Source organism: Mesorhizobium sp. CA14 (assembly GCF_020165195.1).
Classification (GTDB): domain Bacteria; phylum Pseudomonadota; class Alphaproteobacteria; order Rhizobiales; family Rhizobiaceae; genus Mesorhizobium.
Map to the genome: position 1 here is coordinate 21,422 of NZ_JAIUHR010000002.1, position 20,760 is coordinate 42,181.

General features: G+C 60.7%; 18 protein-coding genes, 2 tRNA genes and 3 pseudogenes. 14 read left to right on the forward strand and 9 right to left on the reverse strand.

The window, feature by feature from the left end; all coding sequences use genetic code 11:
* Positions 1 to 75 (reverse strand) — tRNA-Thr (locus LB565_RS02285).
* A 224-nt stretch (positions 76 to 299) separates the two neighbouring features.
* On the opposite strand from LB565_RS02285, the gene LB565_RS02290 reads away from it, so the two are divergent.
* The 11 genes and pseudogenes from LB565_RS02290 (at position 300) to LB565_RS02340 (ending at position 8,055) form a co-directional block, all read left to right on the forward strand.
* On the forward strand, positions 300 to 500 hold the full coding sequence (locus tag LB565_RS02290) for a hypothetical protein (protein ID WP_224581579.1): 201 nt from the start codon (positions 300 to 302) through the stop codon (positions 498 to 500).
* 139 nt (positions 501 to 639) lie between these two features.
* Complete coding sequence (gene murA, locus LB565_RS02295) at positions 640 to 1,932, forward strand: UDP-N-acetylglucosamine 1-carboxyvinyltransferase (protein ID WP_224581580.1); 1,293 nt, start codon at positions 640 to 642, stop codon at positions 1,930 to 1,932.
* A 255-nt stretch (positions 1,933 to 2,187) separates the two neighbouring features.
* A complete protein-coding gene (locus tag LB565_RS02300) occupies positions 2,188 to 2,622 on the forward strand; it encodes a DUF2948 family protein (protein WP_224581581.1) in 435 nt (144 codons plus the stop codon).
* A gap of 7 nt (positions 2,623 to 2,629) precedes the next feature.
* Positions 2,630 to 3,922: a histidinol dehydrogenase gene (gene hisD, locus LB565_RS02305; RefSeq protein WP_224581582.1), complete on the forward strand. Its 1,293-nt coding sequence runs from the start codon at positions 2,630 to 2,632 to the stop codon at positions 3,920 to 3,922.
* A 2-nt stretch (positions 3,923 to 3,924) separates the two neighbouring features.
* A complete protein-coding gene (locus LB565_RS02310; protein ID WP_224581583.1) occupies positions 3,925 to 4,413 on the forward strand; it encodes a UPF0262 family protein in 489 nt (162 codons plus the stop codon).
* Between the two features lie 100 nt (positions 4,414 to 4,513).
* Positions 4,514 to 4,963 (forward strand): low molecular weight phosphatase family protein, encoded by a 450-nt coding sequence (locus LB565_RS02315; RefSeq protein WP_224581584.1) that lies wholly within the window; start codon positions 4,514 to 4,516, stop codon positions 4,961 to 4,963.
* A 195-nt stretch (positions 4,964 to 5,158) separates the two neighbouring features.
* Positions 5,159 to 5,377, forward strand: coding sequence for a translation initiation factor IF-1 (infA, locus tag LB565_RS02320; RefSeq protein WP_006200926.1), 219 nt, complete (start codon positions 5,159 to 5,161; stop codon positions 5,375 to 5,377).
* 19 nt (positions 5,378 to 5,396) lie between these two features.
* Positions 5,397 to 6,023, forward strand: coding sequence for a Maf-like protein (locus tag LB565_RS02325; RefSeq protein ID WP_224581585.1), 627 nt, complete (start codon positions 5,397 to 5,399; stop codon positions 6,021 to 6,023).
* 13 nt (positions 6,024 to 6,036) lie between these two features.
* Positions 6,037 to 6,258: a DNA gyrase inhibitor YacG gene (gene yacG, locus LB565_RS02330; protein WP_224581586.1), complete on the forward strand. Its 222-nt coding sequence runs from the start codon at positions 6,037 to 6,039 to the stop codon at positions 6,256 to 6,258.
* Positions 6,259 to 6,538: 280 nt separating this feature from the next.
* Positions 6,539 to 6,614, forward strand: a tRNA-Phe gene (locus LB565_RS02335).
* A 211-nt stretch (positions 6,615 to 6,825) separates the two neighbouring features.
* Positions 6,826 to 8,055 (forward strand): annotated as a pseudogene (locus LB565_RS02340) (tyrosine-type recombinase/integrase).
* Positions 8,056 to 8,167: 112 nt separating this feature from the next.
* Here LB565_RS02340 and LB565_RS02345 read toward each other — a convergent pair.
* The 4 genes from LB565_RS02345 to LB565_RS02365 form a co-directional block, all read right to left on the reverse strand.
* Positions 8,168 to 9,268 carry a LacI family DNA-binding transcriptional regulator gene (locus LB565_RS02345; protein ID WP_224581587.1) on the reverse strand — a complete coding sequence of 367 codons (1,101 nt, stop codon included), beginning with the start codon at positions 9,266 to 9,268 and terminating at the stop codon, positions 8,168 to 8,170.
* Between the two features lie 112 nt (positions 9,269 to 9,380).
* Complete coding sequence (locus LB565_RS29940; protein ID WP_318012107.1) at positions 9,381 to 10,910, reverse strand: amino acid ABC transporter permease/ATP-binding protein; 1,530 nt, start codon at positions 10,908 to 10,910, stop codon at positions 9,381 to 9,383.
* Positions 10,911 to 10,988: 78 nt separating this feature from the next.
* Positions 10,989 to 11,825 (reverse strand): ABC transporter substrate-binding protein, encoded by an 837-nt coding sequence (locus LB565_RS02360; protein WP_224581588.1) that lies wholly within the window; start codon positions 11,823 to 11,825, stop codon positions 10,989 to 10,991.
* Between the two features lie 157 nt (positions 11,826 to 11,982).
* Positions 11,983 to 12,846, reverse strand: a complete 864-nt coding sequence (locus tag LB565_RS02365; protein ID WP_224581589.1) for a PfkB family carbohydrate kinase — start codon at positions 12,844 to 12,846, stop codon at positions 11,983 to 11,985.
* 95 nt (positions 12,847 to 12,941) lie between these two features.
* Between LB565_RS02365 and LB565_RS02370 the strand changes: the two genes are divergently transcribed.
* A complete protein-coding gene (locus LB565_RS02370) occupies positions 12,942 to 13,949 on the forward strand; it encodes an SIS domain-containing protein (RefSeq protein ID WP_224581590.1) in 1,008 nt (335 codons plus the stop codon).
* Positions 13,950 to 14,012: 63 nt separating this feature from the next.
* Positions 14,013 to 15,140, forward strand: coding sequence for an NAD(P)/FAD-dependent oxidoreductase (locus tag LB565_RS02375; RefSeq protein WP_224581591.1), 1,128 nt, complete (start codon positions 14,013 to 14,015; stop codon positions 15,138 to 15,140).
* A gap of 481 nt (positions 15,141 to 15,621) precedes the next feature.
* Here LB565_RS02375 and LB565_RS02380 read toward each other — a convergent pair whose 3' ends face one another.
* The 3 genes and pseudogenes from LB565_RS02380 to LB565_RS02390 all read right to left on the reverse strand — a co-directional run bounded on the left by LB565_RS02380 (position 15,622) and on the right by LB565_RS02390 (position 17,592).
* Positions 15,622 to 15,966: a hypothetical protein gene (locus tag LB565_RS02380; protein ID WP_224581945.1), complete on the reverse strand. Its 345-nt coding sequence runs from the start codon at positions 15,964 to 15,966 to the stop codon at positions 15,622 to 15,624.
* Positions 15,949 to 16,651, reverse strand: a pseudogene (locus tag LB565_RS02385) (IS110 family transposase); the annotation flags it as partial. The pseudogene LB565_RS02385 and the gene LB565_RS02380, both read right to left, overlap by 18 nt.
* A 167-nt stretch (positions 16,652 to 16,818) precedes the next feature.
* Positions 16,819 to 17,592, reverse strand: a complete 774-nt coding sequence (locus tag LB565_RS02390; RefSeq protein ID WP_224581592.1) for a membrane-anchored protein — start codon at positions 17,590 to 17,592, stop codon at positions 16,819 to 16,821.
* Positions 17,593 to 18,044: 452 nt separating this feature from the next.
* Between LB565_RS02390 and LB565_RS02395 the strand changes: the two are divergent.
* A pseudogene (locus LB565_RS02395) lies at positions 18,045 to 18,128 on the forward strand (hypothetical protein); the annotation flags it as partial.
* Positions 18,129 to 18,315: 187 nt separating this feature from the next.
* Here LB565_RS02395 and LB565_RS02400 read toward each other — a convergent pair.
* Positions 18,316 to 20,382, reverse strand: coding sequence for an acyltransferase family protein (locus tag LB565_RS02400; RefSeq protein ID WP_263488325.1), 2,067 nt, complete (start codon positions 20,380 to 20,382; stop codon positions 18,316 to 18,318).
* Positions 20,383 to 20,760: the final 378 nt, after the last annotated feature.

A 20,760-nucleotide genomic window follows, 5' to 3' on the forward strand; every position in this document is an offset into this window, starting at 1 on the left:
TGGTGCTGCGAGAGAGGATTGAACTCTCGACCTCTCCCTTACCAAGGGAGTGCTCTACCACTGAGCTACCGCAGCCTACGATGGCGGCGCTTCTGCCATATCGAACCGGTAAGCGCAAGGCCAAGAAAAACCCAAAGCGTCGCATGCGATCTTGGGAACAATTATGCGGCTCGAAGCGGCATGCGAGGCTGTTAGACAGTCCGAAACCCGCCCGGCCGCCTGCTTTCATGACATCGCCGGGCCAAAATGCTATCCATTGCGAAATCGCGGCCGGCTGACCACCGGCCAGGGATCGGACAATGAACGACAAGGCAAATCCACCGAAAAAAGGTAGCGTCGAGCGCAAGGACCGGCTGGCCGAGGCCCTGCGCGCCAATCTGCAGAAGCGCAAGGCGCAGACGCGGTCGCGGCGCGCCGGGGACGCCGACAAGCAGCGCGCCCGCGATGCGGATCGAATATCCGAAGGATTGCCGGCTGCTGGAAAAATGCACAAGGACTGACCAAATCAGCCATACTGCCCGGCCAAAGTCGGTCCGGTTTCAAGAAAATCCTATTTCTTGAACCAAGCCGGCCAATGGTCTAAGCCGGGCACACTCAACCGATTGAAGCGGCCTGTTCGGGCCGAGGGGACATTTTCTCATGGATCGCATCAGAATTGTCGGCGGCAACCAGCTGGCCGGCACCATTCCGATCTCGGGCGCCAAGAACGCGGCATTGCCGCTGATGATCGCCTCGCTGCTCACCGACGACACGCTGACGCTCGAAAACGTGCCGCATCTGGCCGATGTCGAGCAGTTGATCCGCATCCTCGGCAATCACGGCGTCGATTATTCCGTTAACGGCCGGCGCGAAAAGCAGCAGGAAGGCTATTCGCGTACGATCAATTTTTCGGCCCGCAACATCGTCGACACCACCGCGCCTTACGAGCTGGTGTCGAAGATGCGCGCTTCCTTCTGGGTGATCGGGCCGTTGCTGGCCCGCATGGGCGAAGCCAAGGTGTCGCTGCCCGGCGGCTGCGCCATCGGCACGCGCCCGGTCGACCTGTTCCTCGAGGGCCTGCAGGTCCTCGGCGCGGAACTCGACGTCGACAACGGCTATGTCATCGCCAAGGCCAAGAACGGCCGCCTGGTCGGCAATCGCTACGTCTTCCCGAAGGTCTCGGTCGGCGCCACACATGTGCTGATGATGGCGGCCTCGCTCGCCAAGGGCGAGACGGTGCTGGAGAACGCCGCCTGCGAGCCGGAAATCGTCAATCTCGCCGAATGCCTGATCGCCATGGGCGCCAAGATCCACGGCGCCGGCACCTCGACCATCACCATCCATGGCGTCGAGGTGCTGTCGGGGGCTCGCGTGCGCGTCATCCCCGACCGCATCGAGACCGGCACCTATGCCATGGCGGTGGCGATGACAGGTGGCGACGTGATGCTCGCCGGCGCCCGTCCGGACCTGTTGCAGACCGCGCTCGACGTTCTTGTCGAGACCGGCGCCGAGATCACGCCGACCAACGAGGGCATCCGCGTCAAGCGCAATGGCTCAGGCATCGCGCCGGTCGACGTGACCACCGCCCCCTTCCCCGCCTTCCCGACCGACCTGCAGGCGCAGTTCATGGGCCTGATGACCATGGCCAAGGGCAAGTCGCGCATCACCGAGACGATCTTCGAGAACCGCTTCATGCATGTGCAGGAGCTCGCACGCCTTGGCGCTCACATCACCCTTTCCGGCCAGACGGCGATCGTCGACGGCGTCGCCAAGCTCAAGGGCGCTCCCGTGATGGCGACCGACCTGCGCGCCTCGGTATCGCTTGTCATCGCCGGCCTTGCGGCCGAAGGCGAGACCACGGTCAATCGCGTCTATCACCTTGATCGCGGCTTCGAGAGGCTGGAAGAGAAGCTCTCCGGCTGCGGCGCGGTGATCGAGCGCATTTCGGGCTGATACGCACGAAGCAGGTGCCCCGAGACAAAATAAACCTCTCGCGTGTTGGCCGCCAATTTTTCGAAATCGGCGCTGCTCCTCATCTGCCTGCCAGCATCTCCTCCCCGTCACTATACGAGGAGAAGTGCCCGGCAGGGCGATGAGGGGCAGCACAGAGCCGACGTGATTGCCTTTTGCTGCGTCTGTGTCGAGGTTGCACGGACCTGAAAGACCGCCTAACAGAAGGCTGAAACCAACCTTAGGTGCGCATTCCGCATGGCAGCTCTCAAGCTCATCGCGCTCGACGACCAGGATCTGAGCATCGTTTCGGCGCATGTCCAGGACGCCGTGATGAAGGTCTCCGACCTCGAATATCTGCCGGCGGCCAAGCGTTTCGTGCTGACCATGAACCGCTTCGTCTGGGAGGCGAAATCCAGCCTGTTTCGCCAGCACAACGAACGCCGGCAGAGCGTTCTGCATTTCGACCGCGTGCTCGGCGCCAAGACCAGCGGCATCCCGCGCGACAAGCCGGCCGAGGTGTTGTCGCTGCTGGCGGTCAGCTTCATCGCCATCAGCAAGCCGGCCGGCATCGTCGAACTGGTGTTTTCGGGCGGCGGCACCATCATGCTCGACGTCGAATGCGTCGAGGCGCGGCTTGCCGATGTCGGCGGCTCCTGGGAAGCCACCTCGCGACCCGTGCACAGAGGCTAAAAACGCAATGGCGATTACGCTCCGACAGCAGGACGCCGATTTCGAACAGCGTTTTTCGGCCTTCCTCACCACCAAGCGGGAAGTGTCGGCCGATGTCGACGCCGTAGTGCGCGATATCATCGCGCATGTGCGCGCCGAGGGCGACAAGGCGCTGATCGACTACACGCTGAAGTTCGACAAGGCCGACCTCGGCAAGCTCGGCATCGCCGTGTCGAGGGACGACATCGCCGAGGCCTATGAAGCGGCCGATCCGGCGACCGTCGAGGCGCTGAAATTCGCGCGCGACCGTATTCGTTCGCATCATGAGCGGCAGAAGCCGAAGGACGACCGCTACACGGATGCCGCCGGCGTCGAGCTCGGCTCGCGCTGGACGGCGATCGAAGCCGTCGGCCTTTACGTTCCGGGCGGCACGGCGAGCTACCCGAGTTCGGTGCTGATGAACGCCGTGCCGGCCAAGGTCGCCGGCGTCGAGCGCATCGTCATCGTCGTGCCGGCCTCGGGCGGCGTCATCAATCCGCTGGTTCTGGTGGCGGCCGACCTCGCCGGCGTTTCGGAGATCTACCGCGTCGGCGGCGCGCAGGCCGTTGCAGCGCTTGCCTATGGCACCGAGACGGTCAGGCCGGTCGCCAAGATCGTCGGGCCGGGAAATGCCTATGTCGCGGCGGCCAAGCGCCAGGTGTTCGGCACGGTCGGCATAGACATGATCGCCGGGCCGTCGGAAGTGCTGGTGGTGGCCGACGCCGACAACGATCCGGACTGGATCGCAGCCGACCTTTTGGCGCAGGCCGAGCATGACGTTTCAGCCCAGTCGATCCTGATCACCGACGACGCAGAATTCGGCAGGGCGGTCGAGCAGGCGGTCGAACGCCAGCTGAAAGTCCTGCCGCGCGGCGAGACGGCCGGAGCGAGCTGGCGGGATTTCGGCGCGGTCATCCTGGTGCCGACGCTCGAGGCCTCGCTGCCGCTGGTCGACAGGATCGCCGCAGAGCATGTCGAGCTCGCCTTCGACGACGCCGAGGCATTCCTTTCCAGGATGCGCAACGCAGGCGCCGTCTTTATCGGCCGCCACACCCCGGAAGTGATCGGCGACTATGTCGGCGGCTCCAACCACGTTTTGCCAACGGCGCGCTCGGCGCGTTTCTCGTCGGGACTATCCGTGCTCGATTTTGTCAAGCGCAGCTCGATCCTGAAGCTCGGCCCGGAGCAGCTCAAGGCGCTGGCGCCCGCCGCGATCGCGCTCGCCAAGGCCGAAGGGCTCGATGCCCATGCCCGCTCCGTCGCGATCAGGCTGAACATGTAGCGATGTCCGGCCACCACCACCAAACCCGTGACAGGCTGATCGATGTCGAGCTCGACGAATCGATCGGACGTTCGACGCCCGACGTCGAACACGAGCGGGCCGTGGCGATCTTCGACCTCATCGAGGAGAACAGCTTTCGGCCGGTCAATGATGACGGCGCGGGTCCTTACAAGCTCAAGCTTTCGCTGGCCGAGTCGCGCCTGGTCTTTGCCGTCAGCCGCGAGAATGGCGCCGACGTCGTCACCCACATCCTGTCGCTGACGCCGCTGAGGCGCATCGTCAAGGACTATTACCTGATCTGCGAAAGCTATTACGAGGCTATCCGCTCCTCGACGCCGAGCCATATCGAGGCGATCGACATGGGCCGGCGCGGCCTGCACAATGAGGGCTCGCAGACGCTGATGGACCGGCTCGCCGGCAAGATCGAGATCGACTTCGACACGGCGCGCCGGCTGTTCACGCTGGTATGCGTGCTGCACTGGCGGGGCTAGATCAGGATGATGTTTCGTTGAAACACCATCCTGATCCAGCTCTTTGTTGGAGCATGATCTTTTCCAGAAACCGGTTCCCACTTTTTGGGATCATGCTCTAGTGGCCGCGCTGCCCCACTCGATCCTGTTTTTGTGCGGCATGAACGCCGTGCGCTCGCCGATCGCGGAACAACTGGCGCGCCGCATTCTTCCCGCCACCACCTTCGTCGCCTCAGCCGGTGTGCGCGCCGGCGAGCGCGACCCGTTCGTCGATGCGGTGCTCGCCGAAGAAGGCCTCTCGCTTGGCGAGCGCCAACCCAGGACGCTGGAGGATATGGAGGACGACTATTTCGACCTGATCGTCACGCTGGCGCCGGAGGCGCATCATGCGGCGCTCGAGCTCACCCGCTCGCTCGCCGTCGAGGTCGAATACTGGCCGATGCCCGACCCGACCGATACAGGCGGCACCCGAGAACACATCATGGCCGCCTATCGCGATGTGCGCGAGCGGCTGAAAGCGCGCATAAGCCGACGTTTTGCGGCACCGGCGGCGGAAAGCGCCCCGGATTAAGCTTGTTCACAAGCGGATGATTATCATATAGGTTCCGCGCAAATTCCGGTAGGAGTCGGATGATTTCAGGTCTGTCCGACCTGAAATCATCCGACTCCAGATCAAGAGCAGAGCATGATGTCGTCCGAAAACCGCTTCACACTTTTCGGCATCATGCTCTAGGCGCCGGAACCGCAATCCAAGCAAAGGTATCGAATGCCGAAGGAAGAAGTCCTCGAGTTTCCAGGTGTGGTCACCGAACTGCTGCCCAATGCGATGTTCCGCGTGAAGCTCGAAAACGAACACGAAATCATCGCCCACACGGCCGGCCGCATGCGCAAGAACCGCATTCGCGTGCTGACCGGCGACAAGGTCCTGGTCGAGATGACGCCTTACGACCTGACCAAGGGCCGCATCACCTACCGTTTCAAATAACAGTCCGGCGCGAAGCGCGATGAACATCCTGCAGAAGCTCGTGCTTGCCTCGGGTTCGCCGCGCCGCATCGAACTTTTGCAGCAGGCCGGCATCGAGCCCGACCGGGTGCTGCCCGCCGATGTCGACGAGACGCCGCTGCGCGCCGAGCATCCGCGCTCGCTGGCCAAGCGCCTGTCCAAGGACAAGGCCGAGAAGGCGCTGGCCTCGCTGAAAAGCGAGGAGGACTATGGTCCCGCCTTCATCCTTGCCGCCGACACGGTGGTCGCGGTCGGGCGGCGCATCCTGCCCAAGGCCGAGACGATCGACGACGCCATCAATTGCCTCGGCCTGCTTTCCGGCCGCTCGCATCGGGTCTATTCCGGCATTTGCCTGATCACGCCCGGCGGCAAGCTGCGCCAGCGGCTGGTCGAGACCAGGGTTCGCTTCAAGCGGCTGCCGCGCGAGGAGATCGACGCCTATGTCGCGTCCGGCGAATGGCGCGGCAAGGCCGGCGGCTATGCCGTGCAAGGCCTGGCCGGCTCCTTCGTCGTCAAGCTGGTCGGCTCCTACACCAACGTGGTCGGCCTGCCGCTCTACGAAAGCGTGGCGCTGCTTTCCGGCGAAGGCTTCAAGTCGCACCAGAACTGGCACGCCCCGCGCTCATGAGCATAGTCACCACATGAGTTCGGGCGACAAAGTAACGCCGCTGAGGCCGAAGCGGCCCTGCCCCGAATGCGGCAAACCGTCGGCGCGCGAGCACTATCCGTTCTGCTCGGCGCGCTGCAAGGACATCGACCTCAATCGCTGGCTGAAAGGCGCCTATGTCATCCCCGGCCGTGACGGGGAAGAGGAAGAGGACGACGCACCCAAGCCAAGTCCCTCGACCGAGGACGAGGATTGAGCGGCGGCGGCCGCTGTTATCCAGCAATTTTTCTTTGCGACAAAGCCAGCGCCTAAGCTAAGTGCTTGTTTTTACGTAGGTCAGGAGCGGAATGGAGCTGCGCACTTTTCCGGGAATTGCACTTGTTTTTTACGCAATTCCGGGGCGGAAAACCGCTGCACACTTTTCCTGGAATTGCTCTGGACAGCCAAGATACCCGTGCTATAACCCACGCGCTTTCAAGGGGCGCCGCTTGGCGCTCCTCTGAAATCCGGCGGGCGGTTCACGTTAGCCGGCGCAGGCCCAGATAGCTCAGTTGGTAGAGCAGCGGACTGAAAATCCGCGTGTCGGTGGTTCGAATCCGCCTCTGGGCACCATCCCCTCTTCTCCCGTCATTCCCTTCCGCCGAAGCCTCTACGCTTCAGTCTCCACAAGTCGCTGAATTTGCTTGCCTTTTCGACGCGCAAGTCGTGGCTGGGCAAATTTTATCGCGTTTCGGCGAACTTCGTCCAACGGGCCGAGGTGTTGGTATTTTTGTTGGTATCTGAGACCCTGTTGGTATCGAAGCACCAACAGCAGGTCCCACAAATGGCTCTTTCCGACGTCAAATGCCGAAGCATCCGGCCTGCGTCAAAGCTCCAGAAATTGTCCGACGGCGGCGGGTTGCAGCTGTGGGTCCAGCCGTCGGGAACACGGCTATGGCGCCTCGCCTATCGCTTCGACGGAAAGCAGAAGCTCCTATCTCTAGGCGGCTATCCCGTCATTTCTCTCGCGGATGCCCGCCAGGCGCGCGATGAAGCCAAACGCCTTCTTAAGTCTGGTGTCGACCCGGCGCAGGAGCGCAAGTTCCATAAAGCCAGCTCACAAAAGGACTCCTTTCGCTCAATCGCGGACGAATACGTTGAAAAACTGGAGGGACGTGCCGATCGGACGATCAAAAAGGTCAAATGGCTGCTCGATTTTGCCTACCCGACAATTGGCGACAAGTGCATTCGGGAGATCGATCCGGCCACAATTCTTACCGCCCGTCGCGTAGAGGTTCGCGGCCGATACGAGTCGGCCAGGCGACTACGCTCCACCATTGGTAGCGTGTTTCGATACGCAATCGCGACCGCCCGCGCCGAGGCAGATCCGACGATCGCCCTGAGGGGCGCACTCATCAGTCCAACAGTCACGCCACGCGCCGCGATTACCGAGCCGAAGGCTTTGGGAGGCTTGCTGAGAGCGATCCGCGCATTTGACGGACAGCCCCACAACCCGAGCGGCCCTGAAACTGATGGCGCTGATGTTTCCCCGCCCCGGCGAACTTCGCGCGGCAGAATGGGAAGAGTTCGATTTCGAAAGCTCGACGTGGATCATTCCTGAAGCACGCATGAAAATGCGCCGGCCGCACCGCGTACCCCTTTCAAGGCAGGCCATAAGCGTCCTGAGTTCGCTTAAAGAAATCTCTGGTGGTGGATCGCTGCTCTTTTCTGGTGTTCGATGGTTTCGCGTCCGATTTCTGACAACACGCTTAACGCCGCCCTTCGCCGCATGGGCTACGGCAAGGAGGAAGCTACCGCGCATGGTTTTCGAGCAACAGCATCAACTCTGCTAAACGAATGCGGAAAATGGCATCCGGATGCCATAGAGCGGCAGCTGGCCCACATTGAGAACAACGACGTTCGTCGCGCTTACGCCCGGGCAGAGCACTGGGAAGAGCGCGTCAAGATGATGCAGTGGTGGGCCGACTATCTAGATGAACTCGAGAAAGCAGGCCCTCAGGAGCGGGGTCGCTCTGTCGGCACATGTCGCGTAAACCGCACGACGAGGGCGTAGTTCCGCCGCCGGTTCAGGCTCGACCAGCAGGGTGGCCGCCTCGGCCACGAGCCGCTGCCGCTCGAAACCGCCGGCATACGTTTGTGTTTCAGCGCCTTCCTGGAAAGGACGATTACCGGTCGGTGCGAACTGCGATCGAATTGCGTTCTACAAGATGGGCCGACAGAATACGGTGCTCCAAGGGTCTCGTGGCCTCCACCAGCCTCTTTAAGAGGAGTTCGGCCGCTGCCGCTCCAATCAAATGCGCTGGCTGCGCTATGGCGGTGATACCTTGGGCCACGAATTGCATCCAGTCGAGATCGTCGAAGCAAAGCAGCGAAACATCTTCAGGGATTGCGAGCTTCAACGCCGAGGTCGCCTCCAAAACACCCGTCGACATCACGCCGTCGGCAGTAAACAGTGCGGACGGCGGATTGCGCATTGTCAACAGATCGAGCGCTTCCTTCCGGGCTGCCTCGCTGGAGTAGACCGCTACGCGGCGTATCAACCGTATGTCAGGCTCGACGGCTGCGGCGCGATGGGCTTCCAAGTAACCCAACAGCCTCTGCCAGCTCGGATGATGGTATCGAACATCAGAGCTGGAGAGATCGGTGTTTGCCACAAAGGAGCCGACATCATCGCGCTGGCCGGGTCCGAGTTCGGCCAGTATGGCAATGCGGCTGTGACCGGCCGCGATCATCGTCGCGATGCTGCTGCGCGTTGCAGAGACGTTGTCGACCACCACCGAATCGGTTTCCAGGCCAGCAGTGATGCGATCGAACTGCACGACGGGACAGTGGGCTGCGACAGCCTCCCGCAGATGGTCCGGCCCATCAACAAAGGTCGACGAGACGATTAGCCCGTCAACCTGCTTTTCCAACAGCAGCTGAACCGCCTCTCGCTCGAGTTCGGCATTTTCGTCACTGTTCGTAACGATGACGCCGAAGCCTCCGCTACGTGCGACGTCCCCTATTCCGCGCAGCACGCTCGCATAGAATGGGCTTTCGATGTCGCCGACGACAACTCCGATGGTCTGTGTCCTGCCGGTAATCAAACCTTTGGCCAGGCGGTTGGGGCGGTAGCCCAGCGCGGCTGCGGCGGCGCGCACTTTCTCCTGAACTTCGGGGCTGCTGTAGCCGTAGTCACCAAGTACGCGCCCTGCAGTGGCGGAACTCACCCCGGCCCGGCGAGCGACCTCGATGATGGTTGGGTTCTTCGATGATCTCGGAGTCACTCAGCAAGCCTTGCCGCCCATGGGTGCGTCGTGAAGAGACGAGCTAGCGGCAGCACACCCTGTCCCGCAAGGCTGAAAACCGCGTCGCCGGAAGTTGCGCACACCATTGCAGTCATAGCACCTCGGACAGAAAGCGCCGAAGGCGTGGGCTCTGCGGATTGTCGAAAAGATCCTGCGGCCGCCCTGCTTCGACGATCCGGCCCTCGTCCATGAACACAACCTGGTTCGCGACCTTGCGAGCGAAATTCATCTCGTGCGTAACGACGACCATGGTCATCCCCCGTTGTCCCAGGTCGGCCATCAAATTCAAGACGCCTTTCACAAGTTCCGGATCAAGGGCGCTGGTAACCTCGTCGAAGAGCATGACTTCAGGTTCGAGCGCCAGTGCCCTGGCGATTGCCACCCGCTGCTGTTGTCCACCCGAAAGATTGGCCGGCCGGTGGTCCTTGCGCTCCAGCAACCCGACCTCCTGCAATCTTGCCTTGGCCACGCTGTCGGCCTTTTCACGTGACATGCCTTTGACCTTGCGCAGTGCCAAAGTAATGTTGGCGAGCGCGCTGCGGTCGGGAAACAGGTTGAACTGCTGGAAAACCATGCCAACGCGTCGGCGAAGCTGGTCGGGGGTAGATTTATGAATGCTTTCGCCATCGAGCAGAATGTCCCCCGCGCGACACTCGACGAGCCGGTTCAGGCATCGCAGCAACGTTGATTTGCCCGACCCGGATGGTCCGATGAGGCAGGTGACAGTCCCTGGCTCTACTTTCAGACTGACGTCATGCAGGACCTGAAGGTTGCCATAGGCCATATCGACGTTTTTGACTTCAATGCTGCCGCCCTTGAAGGGCGTGGGCGTTGTAACGGATGACTTTGCAACGTCCAGCGCGCCCGCGTCGGCAAGTTCGGCGACTTCCTTGAGCCCGCTTTGCACAGCCACGATACGCTTTCCGATGCGCATGCGCGCATCGATATAGTTGACAAGGTGAGTCAAGGGTACGGTGATCACCAGGTAGAACATGCCAGCCAGCAAAAGCGGCGAGAGGTTGCCGGTCAGAACGGCCTGATCCTGCCCAACCCGGAACAGTTCGCGCTCCGAAGCGAGAAGACCGAGAAAGTAGACAAGACTGGAATCTTTGACGTTGCCGATGAACTGGTTGACCAGCGCCGGCAGCACGCGGCGGATACCTTGGGGAATGACCACCAGCCTCATGCCTTGGCCATACGTCATGCCGAGCGTGCGCGTGGCATCGAGTTGTCCGCGCTCGACGCTTTGAATGCCGGCGCGGAAGATTTCTCCTATGTAGGCACCAGCAATCAGGCTGAGCGCTAGAATGCCCAGCGGATAAGGCGACGGACCGAACAGTTCTCGGCCCAGCCGGGCAAAGCCTTGGCCAATGATCAGAATGGTGACGATGGCGGGAAGTCCGCGGAAGATATCGGTGTAGACGCGCGCCAGGAGTTTCAGGACAGGGTTGTCGGATATCCCCATGATGGCCAGCACGATTCCTATGAGCGTGCCGAAGAATGTCGAGGCAAGGGCCAGGATCAGGGTGTTCTTGAGGCCGACCATGACCATGTTCGGCAGAACTTCCGCCATGGCCTGGAAATCGAGGAAGCTGCGCGAGAAGGTATCGAACCAGCTCATATCAGGCCCTTCTGTAGTTCGACCGGGCTCCGCTGCTCACGGGACCCGGCCGGAATGCGACAATGAATAGGCGCCAATTTACTTCTTGGGCAAATATTGATCCGGCATCGGAGTGCCCGGAAACCATTTCTCGTGCAGCCGCTTCCAGGTGCCGTCGTCCATGGCCTCGTGCAGTGCTTTGTTCAGGGCCTCCCGAAACGCGTCGTTGCCTTTCTTGACCACGAATCCGGCCGGCGCATCGAAGGATGGCACGTTCATCGTTATCTTCAGGTTTTTATAGCGCTCAACATACTGCTTGGCCGATTCATAGTCGGTGAAGTGGCCATCGATCGTTCCGTTGTTCAGTGCAGCTACCGCGGTGTTGTTGTCGGGAAATTTGACGATGTCACCCTTCAGGTTCTTCTCGGCATAGATCTCCTGCAGGGTTCCCTGGATCACGCCGATGCGCTTTCCGGCGGTGCTCTCATTGCTGGTCAGTGCCGGATCGGCCGAGATGATCGACAGGTAGCCAGCGAGATAGCCGTCACTGAAATCCACGGTCTTTTTGCGCTCCGCGGTCGTGCCGATGGCGGCAACGGCCACATCGAAACGGCCGCTGGCAACGGAGGGCAGCAACGCCGAGAATTCCTGGCCGGTGAAAACGACCTGCTCGTCCTTGAAACCGAGCCGGTGGGCCACGTCACGGAACAATTCCGCGTCGAACCCAGTGAAATTGCCATTGGCGTCGGTGAAGACATAAGGTTTTGCATCGCCCATGGTCCCAACACTGATTACCGAAGGATCAATGAGGTTGTAGGGATTGCCGGCCGCTTTTGACTGCGTTGACGCGACCAAAGTTCCAAGCCCGGTCACCAGCGCAATGGTCGCGGCCAGACCACATTTTATCAGCCGACGCCTGCTCGAATTCGTTTGCATGTCTTCTCCTCTCATTGATAGCCGTAGTCGGCCTGCAACCCCACTTGAGCTCTCATCCATGGACCGACGCTCTCAGACGGTGCCTAATTCATGATGAGAACGTTATCACGTTAGCACCGCAAATTCTTTGCGTCAATTCTCCCGGAGAATCCGGCAACTATACCGTTTCGCCTTGTAGGCGCCGTGCTCGGAGGAGGATTTCGGACGTGGTCGCGCCCAAATCGATCACCGCCGCGTGACCGACCGCACCAAAGTACTGGCACGTAGCGGCCGCTGCTTCCGCGGCTTGGCCGAGGATGTCCTCAGGCGCCTCCTGGCGAAGCAAGCCGAATAGCGTCCTGGCAATGAATGTGTCCCCCGCGCCCAATGTATCGACCGGTTCAACCAGCCGAGCCGGCGTACGGTAAGAGACGGAGTGGCTGCGAAGCAGCGCACCGGCCCGACCGCGAGTGACCAAAACCCATTTGGAACCGCACGCAAGCAATTCGGATGCGATTGCGTCCGATTGCTCGTCATCGAGACCGTCACCCGACACTGAGGCCAGATAGCAGTGGCGTCCGATCGAATAGCGATGCTCCGGGTCTCGCCGCGTCGAAAAATCGTAAGAAACCAGAGACTTAGTTGAAACCTCCGGCACCCATGGATCGAGCCCGCTAGACTGACCGATGTGGGTGGCCTGAAAGGCCGAGAGAAAATCGAGATCTTGCCGGTTCGGCGTGAACATCGACACGCCAAGATCGAAGGTCAGGAAAATCCGATCGGCGTCGCGGTGACCTACGACGCAATATGCGGTAGGCCCGTCGGGGCGGCGCAGCCGGCTGATGTCCACACGCTCCGATGACAGCGCGGCTTGGATCAGGTCCCCGGCGCGGTCTCTGCCGATCGCTCCGACATATGCCGACTGCCCGCCGAAGCGGCTGACATAGACCGACACATTGAGGCAGTTGCCGCCAGGATACATTTCGTCCCGGGCAAGATAGCAATCGACAACGTTATCACCCATCGCGGCAATCTTGACCATGGCGGAACTTTCGGTTTATGGATATGAGAACGTTCACACAAACGGCTGCTGTTTGTCAATTGTGCACCAGCCTCAAGCTTTCCAACGAGACGAGGATGCTCATGATTTCCGCATTGCCCGCCGATGTAGAACGCGCTCTGGCCGCTACAGCGGGCAAGCGGTTTTCGCATCTATTTCTCGTGGCGTGCGGCGGCTCGCTCTCCATCATGATGGCAGGAAAATACTTCGTCGACCGTCACAGCGGCACGATGGCCTGCGACATCTACAATGCGGATGAGTTCGTCTGCCGTGATCCGCGGCGCTTGGGCCCCGATACGCTCGTTGTCCTTTGCTCCCAGACCGGAACCACCAAGGAGACGGTGCGCGCAGCCGACCATGCCCGTGATCGAGGCGCCACGACGATCGGCATGACACTTGACCAAACATCGCCGCTTGCTCGGGCGGTCGACCATCCGGTCGCCTATCAGGCTTCCTATACGACGGGCAAAACAATCGATTCAGCCTACAGCAACTACGGAGTGCTCTACATGGTGCTCGCTGGCCTGATCGATGATCGAGAGAATGCCGGATTGTCCGCCGACCTGCTGATCAGCCTCGGCCATCTCCAGCCGGCGATCGATCGTGCGCAGCAAACCTTTGACGACCGCTTTCAGGCCTTTGCACCCCGCTTTGCGCCGCGCGATGCAATCTACACTCTCGCCAGCGGCGCCAGCTACGGCGCAGCCTATTCGTATGCTATCTGCGTTTTGATGGAGATGCAGTGGTACGACTCGCAGGCCATACATGCCAACGAGTTCTTCCATGGTCCTTTCGAGGTGGTAGACGAGGATGCCGGCTTCATCGTGATGCTGGGCCTGGACGAGACACGGCGCCTTACTGAGCGCGCGCGCGACTTCCTTTTCAAATATAGCAGCCGCGAAAACATTCTGCTCCTCGACGCAACGGAACTCGATCTCACGGGCATGGCAGATCGGATCAAGCCTTATCTCGTGCCTCTAGTCTTCTTCGACACTCTGTGGCGGTTTGCCTACAAGCTGGCCGATCTGCGCGACCGGCCGATGCTTGAGGGCCGGCGCTACATGAAGAGGCTGAAGGACTACTAGGTCTGCCGTTCTTCGCCCAATCTCGGCCTCCCCCATTCCTCTTCAGCGCAGAAGGAACTCCCCATGACCGCATCCCCAAAGCCGCGCCAGGTGATCGTCGTCGGCGCAGGCATTTTTGGTGTCTCCTCCGCCCTGCATCTTGCTCGTCTTGGCCTCGACGTGACGATCGTGAACGATGGTGCGCCGGCCAAAGGGGCTTCGGGCCGTTCACTCTCCTGGCTGAACTCGGCGCGGCGCGCCGACACTGCCTATCACCGATTAAGGATGGCCGGCATCGATCGCTATCGCACGCTGGTCGCCACAAGGCCGGAAACGGCATCGTGGCTCCGCTTCGACGGCGGCCTGACTTGGGATGCGGATGAGGACGAAAACCAGATCGTCTCGATCTGCCAGCTGGAGCAGAACATCGGCTATGACGCCCTGTTGCTCAGCCCGGCGGAAGTGGCCGCCGTGACGCCCGGCGTCAATGCCGGTGCGATCAGTCCACAGGGCGCCATCTTCAATCCTGGCGAAGGATGGGTCGACTTGCCTTCTCTGGTCGATCTTCTGCTCATCGAATTTCGCGCTCTTGGAGGCAAGCTTATCCAGGATGCCGGACGTGTGCGGATAGACACCACAGGCGGCCGCGCACGTGGCGTCGTCATTGCCGGCGATGCGCCGATCGAGGCGGGTTCGGTGCTGCTTGCTGTTGGACCGGCGACGCCTGCCATGCTTGCCGAGATCGACATCTATGTCCCCGACGCCACGCCGATTTCATTGCTCCTGAAGACCAAATCGATCAAGACCGGCCTTCGGGCAGTTCTGAACACGCCGCGGGTGGCAGTGCGGCCGACGCCCGATGGTGCGCTTGTTTTGGATTCGGCATGGTCGGAGGAAGAGGTCGTCGCCAATTCGGACGGCACCTACACGGTGCACGACAAGACCGTCCAAGAACTGCTCGACGAAGCCAGTGCAGTGCTCGAGGGCAATCCGCGGCTCCAGCTCGCCGCCTACGCCGTCGGTCCGAAGCCCATCCCCGGCGACGGCGAGCCTGTGCTTGGAGAGCTCGAGACCGTCCCCGGTCTCCACGTTGCGTTCAGCCACAGTGGCGCCACGCTGGGACTGATTGTCGGAGAGTTGCTTGCCCGTGAGATTGTCTCAGGCAACCCGCACCCAATGCTCGCGGCCTTCCGCGCCAGCCGTTTCAGTTGAGGGCGACGTTAAGTTGTCTGAATGGGCTACGGGTTGCGAACCAGCGGCTTGATTTCCACTGTCGATTCACCCGCGAGATCTCAACGCTAGACTCCGTCTGAATATCAGAAGCCGCCGATTTCGCTGAACGCGACACGGTCGCTCACGTTCAGCACACGCGATGACTGGCTCAATTCGATGCCCCCTTGAAATGCACAAAGACACTTCGAGGTTCTTCAAACGAGAGTGGTTCGACGCCAGTTGTGAGCAACTCTCAAAAAATTCAGCGAGAACAGTGGATATAGGCATATTTCGGTGGGCCCGGAGGGCATGGTTATCATTGCGTTTCTCGTGGGCCAAAATCACGAAGCTTCCCGTATCGTTCCGTATGCTTCCGCGAGCGACCAGCGAGCTACTTACCGAAAGTCTCCATCGCCTCGGCTTCAAGAGTTGGTTCATAGGTTCAAATCACGGACCCGCAACCCCTTTTGTCATAACATCATCAGGCATTTGATTTTTGGCCGAGTTTGGCGAGTTCGAGGATGCCGAACAGTTCGCCACGTAGCTCGGCATGGACCTCGCCGCGCTTTTCGCCGGGCGTGAGCACGATCTCGCCGATCAACGAGCGCAACGCCTCGGCGGCTGGACGCCCGTCATCGTGGTCGGCGAACGCCTGCGTGAGTTGATCGACCCGCTTGCGGTAGAGAGCGGCTATGTTGGGATGCAGGTCAGGCACGTCAGTGGGCGCCAGTGCCAGACGCGCGATGATCTCCGCCTTCTGCCTCTCCAGGTCTTCCATCCTTACTTTCATCGAAGGCTGGTACAGGCCATCCTCGATCGCTGTCATGAACGAGAGCGCCGTCACCGGCCGACGCCGGGAATCGCCATGAAGCGCCGGCAGAGCTCGCTCTTCGCGACGATCTTCACGACCAGGTCGTGCAGCCGACAGTACTCTCGCCACAGCGCGGCGCGTGCTGACAACACGGCGTCCATCAACTCGACAAACGGCGGATCGTCCGTCACAGCCGTGCGTACCGCCTGGTCGAAGCCGCCGCGCGATGTGCCGCCAAGCTTGATGCCGAATGCCTTCAGCGAATGGCGGATAGCGTTTTCGAGATCGAGGAACTTGCGCCTCAGATTGCGCCGGTGGGTCAGCAAAAGCCGCATCCGATAGCAGTCCTGCGTCTTGATATGAGCCGGACGGAACCAGCCCGTGCTCATGATGTGGGCGATGCCGAGCGCGTCGGTAGCGTCCGTCTCGTTGCGTTGCGCCGACATCGCTGCGCGCAAGTGCTGGGTCTCCATGCAAATCACTGAAAGTCCGCGTTTCAGAAGCTCGGGATGCAGCCATGGCGACAGAGATCCCGCCTCATGGCCGACACGCCGCAGCCGCGCGATGAACGGCTTCAACGCCACAAACAACGCATCGGGATCAGTCTCCACCATGACCATCAGATGCACCTCACCGTCTCGTCGACGACGCACACCGCCGTCTCGTCCACTGGAACATCCAGTCCGCAAAAGTATTCCATCAGCCGCCTCCTGCGTGATTTGACAGTTGATTTCTTAGCAGTCGGCGCAGCGAGCGGCAGGGATCCGGCAATAGAGGAGCGGCTTGCCGATTATGGGCGGCATTCTGCAATCCGGGCCTCCCTGCGGATAGACGCGCGCAGCTCGGCCATGATGGCGGCAAGCCCAGTTATTGGACCTCACATCTCCCGATCTGGCCTTTCCAGAGTGGCAGACCGAGCGAGTCGGCCACATGTGGATCGCTCGTATAAAGGGGAAAACCGAGCGCCGACAGCGCCAGCAGCGTGGCACGGTCGGAACTGATGTGCATCCGGTCGATGTTCAGTTCGTTGTAGACATGGCCGTGCGAACCTGGGTCAATTCCGGTGATGATCACGGCCGGCGCGCCGTTGTGCAAGGCGTAAAGGACCGCTGTGATCCCGGTCGAGAATTTCTCCTCCAGATGCATCTCGAAATTGGCCACACCTGTCACTGCCTCGTAGAGCGCCATGCGCTGGTGACGGGTGATCTTGCGCAGGTCGCGGCAGCGGTAGTTGAAGGCCGCGATGTTGCGGCGCAATTCCTCGATCGTGCGGTGTGCGCGCACAATCCAGAGCAGATCGGTCTCCTGGCCGGTCAAGACGGCGCGCACGGCTAAAGCGTTGGGCTTGGCCCCGTCAAGCTGGTGGACATAAAGAAATGTTGCATCAGGAGTACCCATCCCCCAACGTGCCGTGACCGTCTGCGAGCCATTCACGGTAAAGATCGTGAAAGCATCGCGCCGAAAACCCACCGGCGGGTTTGAGACCGGCGCGGAGCCCACGATGAAGACCGGTTTTGTAAGCGGCGCAGGGTGCCGCGGCGGACGAGGGTGCAGCAGGCGATATAACAGTTTCCGCTTGATCACAAGAAGCGGGTAATCGAACAAGCGCTTACGCAGCGGCTTCGGTGCATCGGGATTCATGTTGCCCTATGCTCTGCAATCTCCAAAGCGACCTTCGAAACTCAAAATGCTAGATCGGCAGCATCGCAGAAGCGATAGCCATACTCAACATTCAGCAGACGGCCAATCTCACATCGCCAGCCGAATAGGAATTTCACCATTCAGTTTCGACAACCAGTGGCAAGACAGATTGCTGCAACTGCGACCTAGACCCGGCCTCAACTGGCGGGAGGATCATACTGCCGATTGACCCCGAGCAAGGGCTATCCTTGGGGATATGTGCCAAGAAGCTTATTGTCTGAATGCCCGCAATGTCATGGCGCCGAATTCCGAAATTGCCTGGCACTGTGGATCGCGATACTGGCCGAACGCATCCGCCATTGTCGAGGCCTCGTTTTGGTGTGTAACTCCCGGCGTCAGGATGGAAGGTCAAAAAACCTAACAGTCTCAACACCGGAGACGTCGTCAGGCTCAAGTCGGGTGGCCCGAAGATGACGGCGAGCGATGATGGCCGCTTCCGGCGGATATCTGTGCCATTGGTACAACCGCGAGGATGATGTGTGGCCCCCGCAGCATGCCGGATTCAAGCCGGAACAGCTGGTGGTGAAGGCGGATCAATCGACATAAGGCTCTTGCCTCCGGCCGAAAGCTTCGAATGCGGCGCCGGGCGCAACGGATATGAGCGCCTCTGCGGCAATGATCCGACTTTTCTTTTCTCGGCAGACGCAGCTGACAACTGGGTGTTCAGGGGTTGGGCGTCCCCATCGACTGACGAGCCGTTGACAACAAGGGCACGTACAGAGAGCTCAGGCTCCTCGCCATGGTTGCGGTAATGTGATCGGCATCCTTATAGATCGGCAAGCCGTTTCGAACTGCGTCGCAATGGCCATTGCTGCAAATCGTTTGAAGTGGATCGACGATGGCAGCACCGTATTTTTCGGCCAGGCGCGTCAAGATCGCACGCGAAAGCGCCTGCCGTTTCTCGACATAGTCCCATGGGGCGGCCACATCGGTGGAACGTCTTGCTATCATCGCCTTGGCGACCGCCTCCGGCATATAATGTCCCATCTCGGGGACATCCATGACCAAAACAACCTTGGTGCCTTGTTGCGTCAACTCCCTCATCAGGCGGTCGAGCGTTTCGACGACCGAGGCGGATCTGTCTTCAAGAGGTGGCGGCACAGAGGGGTCGAAATAAACACCCTCGTTCGGCAGTTCGGCATCGTGCACGTATTTGGGCCAGTAGGCGAGCAGGAAGACGAGGGGGATGTGCCTGGACGCGATCAGATCGCGCACTGCTCCATTGAAGTCGCCGCACCGTTCGGTATAGCCACGCGGCGTGAGCTGAACGCCTGGCAAAGGCGGACAGGAAGAATGACCGGCAAAGAGACCTGTAACGCCGGTTTGCGTGGCGGCCACATCAAAAGCCGGGGCCATTGCGCCGGAGTGGGAGTCTCCCCACACGAGGAAAGCGGGATTGTTCGAACCTTCGATGCCGAGCGGGCACAGCTTGCCCATGCGTATGTCGGCCGGGGTTGGTCCCGTTGTGTCGGAATCGGCGAAACAGGGCGGAACGCTGAACCGGCTTTCATCGTAGGTCGCGGCGTAGACGTTCCGAGCATCAACAGGAAGACGGGATGGAACGCCCTTGTCGTGGATTATATGGCTTCCAAATCCGACGGCCACCGCAATCATAAGGACCGCTCCAGCAAACAGCGAAGGCCGGCCGATCCGGCCATCGCGACCGCGGAAGGGCTGTTCGATAAACCACCACGAAAAAGCGGCGATGGCGAGCGACATTAGGGCGATCAGGCCGCCGTTAAGCAAGGATAGTTCACGCCCGGCCATCTCCCGGCTGAACACGATGACCGGCCAATGCCACAGATAAAGCGAGTAGGAGATCAAGCCTATGAATACAACCGGCTTCGATCGCAGGATTTGGCCGACCGGCCCGTGCTCGTCGTGTGCATAGATCACCAGCGCCGCGCCAAGGCAGGGCAGCAGTGCCGTCGGGCCGGGAAAGAGAGTGCGATCATTAAATCCGAACATGGCTAAGGCGATCAGCAAAATACCGCCGGCTGCCAAGCCTCCCCGCATGGCCGACCGCTTCGGCCTCGGTATCGCGTCGAAGGCAATCAGCGAGCCAACCAGCAGTTCCCAGGCGCGAAACTGCAGCAGATAGAACGCCGCGACCGGCGAATGGAAGACCGTCCATGCGCTCGCCACAAACGAGACGATCAGCAACCCGATCAGGATGGGCACCGTGTGTCGCCGGGCGAATCGGTTGATTGCGACCAACAGCAGCGGAAACAGAATGTAGAACTGCTCCTCGACCGCAAGCGACCATGTGTGCACCAGCGGCTTCATCTGCGCACCAATGTCGAAATAGCCGCTTTCTTTCTCGAACTGGATATTCGATGTGAACAACGCTGCGGCCTTCAAGCTGCGGGCGAAGTATTCCAGTTCGGCTGGCATCAGCAGGAACCATGCGGCAATGGACGAGGCCGCCAGAACTGCAAAGAGCGCCGGAAAGATCCGCCGGATGCGACGCTCGTAAAATCGCAGCAGGCTGAAATCGCCGCGAGTGATTTCCCCCGAAATCAGGGATGCCATGAGAAAGCCAGAGATGACGAAGAACACGTCGACGCCAGCGAAGCCGCCACCGAAGCCTGGAACGCCGGAATGGTACAGCACCACCGGAACGATTGCCAAGGCACGCAGCCCGTCAATATCCGCACGATAAGCAAGCCCCGCTTGTCCATGCCCGTGAATTGAAGCCTGGGCGGATGGACGCCTGAGAACGAGGTTCAAACGTTATTCTCCGAATATTGCCCGTGGCAGGCGTTTATTAGCGCAATATGGCTTCAGCATGACTGGTCTTGATCTTCTAACAAAGGCGAGGCCACTCCGTGAGAATGCTCGTGACGGTGCGCCGCCGCGTTGAGGAAGGGCTGGTCGGCGGCGAAGGATTTGCCGTCGATGCGAGCCTGATCCGGGCGGATACCAACAAGCAGCGCTCGGCGGAAGGATCGGGCCGGTCGGCTGGAAGCCGATGGCCGAGTGCGTCGATCGGTTAAGGAATACCTCGACACGCTCGACCATGCCGCCCTGGGATGCGGCGAGCGAGGTGAAGCCGAAGTTCGTGTCGCGTTCCGATTCGTCCGCCCGGCGGACCGGCGCGCTGAAAGG

Excerpts from the sequence above, each read along its gene's own strand:
- LB565_RS02365 (WP_224581589.1), bottom strand. The coding sequence starts at position 12,846 with ATGGTCAAGATTGCCGCGATGGGTGATAACGTTGTCGATTGCTATCTT.
- LB565_RS02300 (WP_224581581.1), top strand. The coding sequence starts at position 2,188 with ATGGCAGCTCTCAAGCTCATCGCGCTCGACGACCAGGATCTGAGCATC.
- infA (WP_006200926.1), top strand. The coding sequence starts at position 5,159 with ATGCCGAAGGAAGAAGTCCTCGAGTTTCCAGGTGTGGTCACCGAACTG.
- LB565_RS02310 (WP_224581583.1), top strand. The coding sequence starts at position 3,925 with ATGTCCGGCCACCACCACCAAACCCGTGACAGGCTGATCGATGTCGAG.
- hisD (WP_224581582.1), top strand. The coding sequence starts at position 2,630 with ATGGCGATTACGCTCCGACAGCAGGACGCCGATTTCGAACAGCGTTTT.
- LB565_RS02360 (WP_224581588.1), bottom strand. The coding sequence starts at position 11,825 with ATGCAAACGAATTCGAGCAGGCGTCGGCTGATAAAATGTGGTCTGGCC.
- LB565_RS02380 (WP_224581945.1), bottom strand. The coding sequence starts at position 15,966 with ATGACAGCGATCGAGGATGGCCTGTACCAGCCTTCGATGAAAGTAAGG.
- murA (WP_224581580.1), top strand. The coding sequence starts at position 640 with ATGGATCGCATCAGAATTGTCGGCGGCAACCAGCTGGCCGGCACCATT.
- LB565_RS02325 (WP_224581585.1), top strand. The coding sequence starts at position 5,397 with ATGAACATCCTGCAGAAGCTCGTGCTTGCCTCGGGTTCGCCGCGCCGC.
- LB565_RS02370 (WP_224581590.1), top strand. The coding sequence starts at position 12,942 with ATGCTCATGATTTCCGCATTGCCCGCCGATGTAGAACGCGCTCTGGCC.
- yacG (WP_224581586.1), top strand. The coding sequence starts at position 6,037 with ATGAGTTCGGGCGACAAAGTAACGCCGCTGAGGCCGAAGCGGCCCTGC.
- LB565_RS02375 (WP_224581591.1), top strand. The coding sequence starts at position 14,013 with ATGACCGCATCCCCAAAGCCGCGCCAGGTGATCGTCGTCGGCGCAGGC.
- LB565_RS02390 (WP_224581592.1), bottom strand. The coding sequence starts at position 17,592 with ATGAATCCCGATGCACCGAAGCCGCTGCGTAAGCGCTTGTTCGATTAC.
- LB565_RS29940 (WP_318012107.1), bottom strand. The coding sequence starts at position 10,910 with ATGAGCTGGTTCGATACCTTCTCGCGCAGCTTCCTCGATTTCCAGGCC.
- LB565_RS02290 (WP_224581579.1), top strand. The coding sequence starts at position 300 with ATGAACGACAAGGCAAATCCACCGAAAAAAGGTAGCGTCGAGCGCAAG.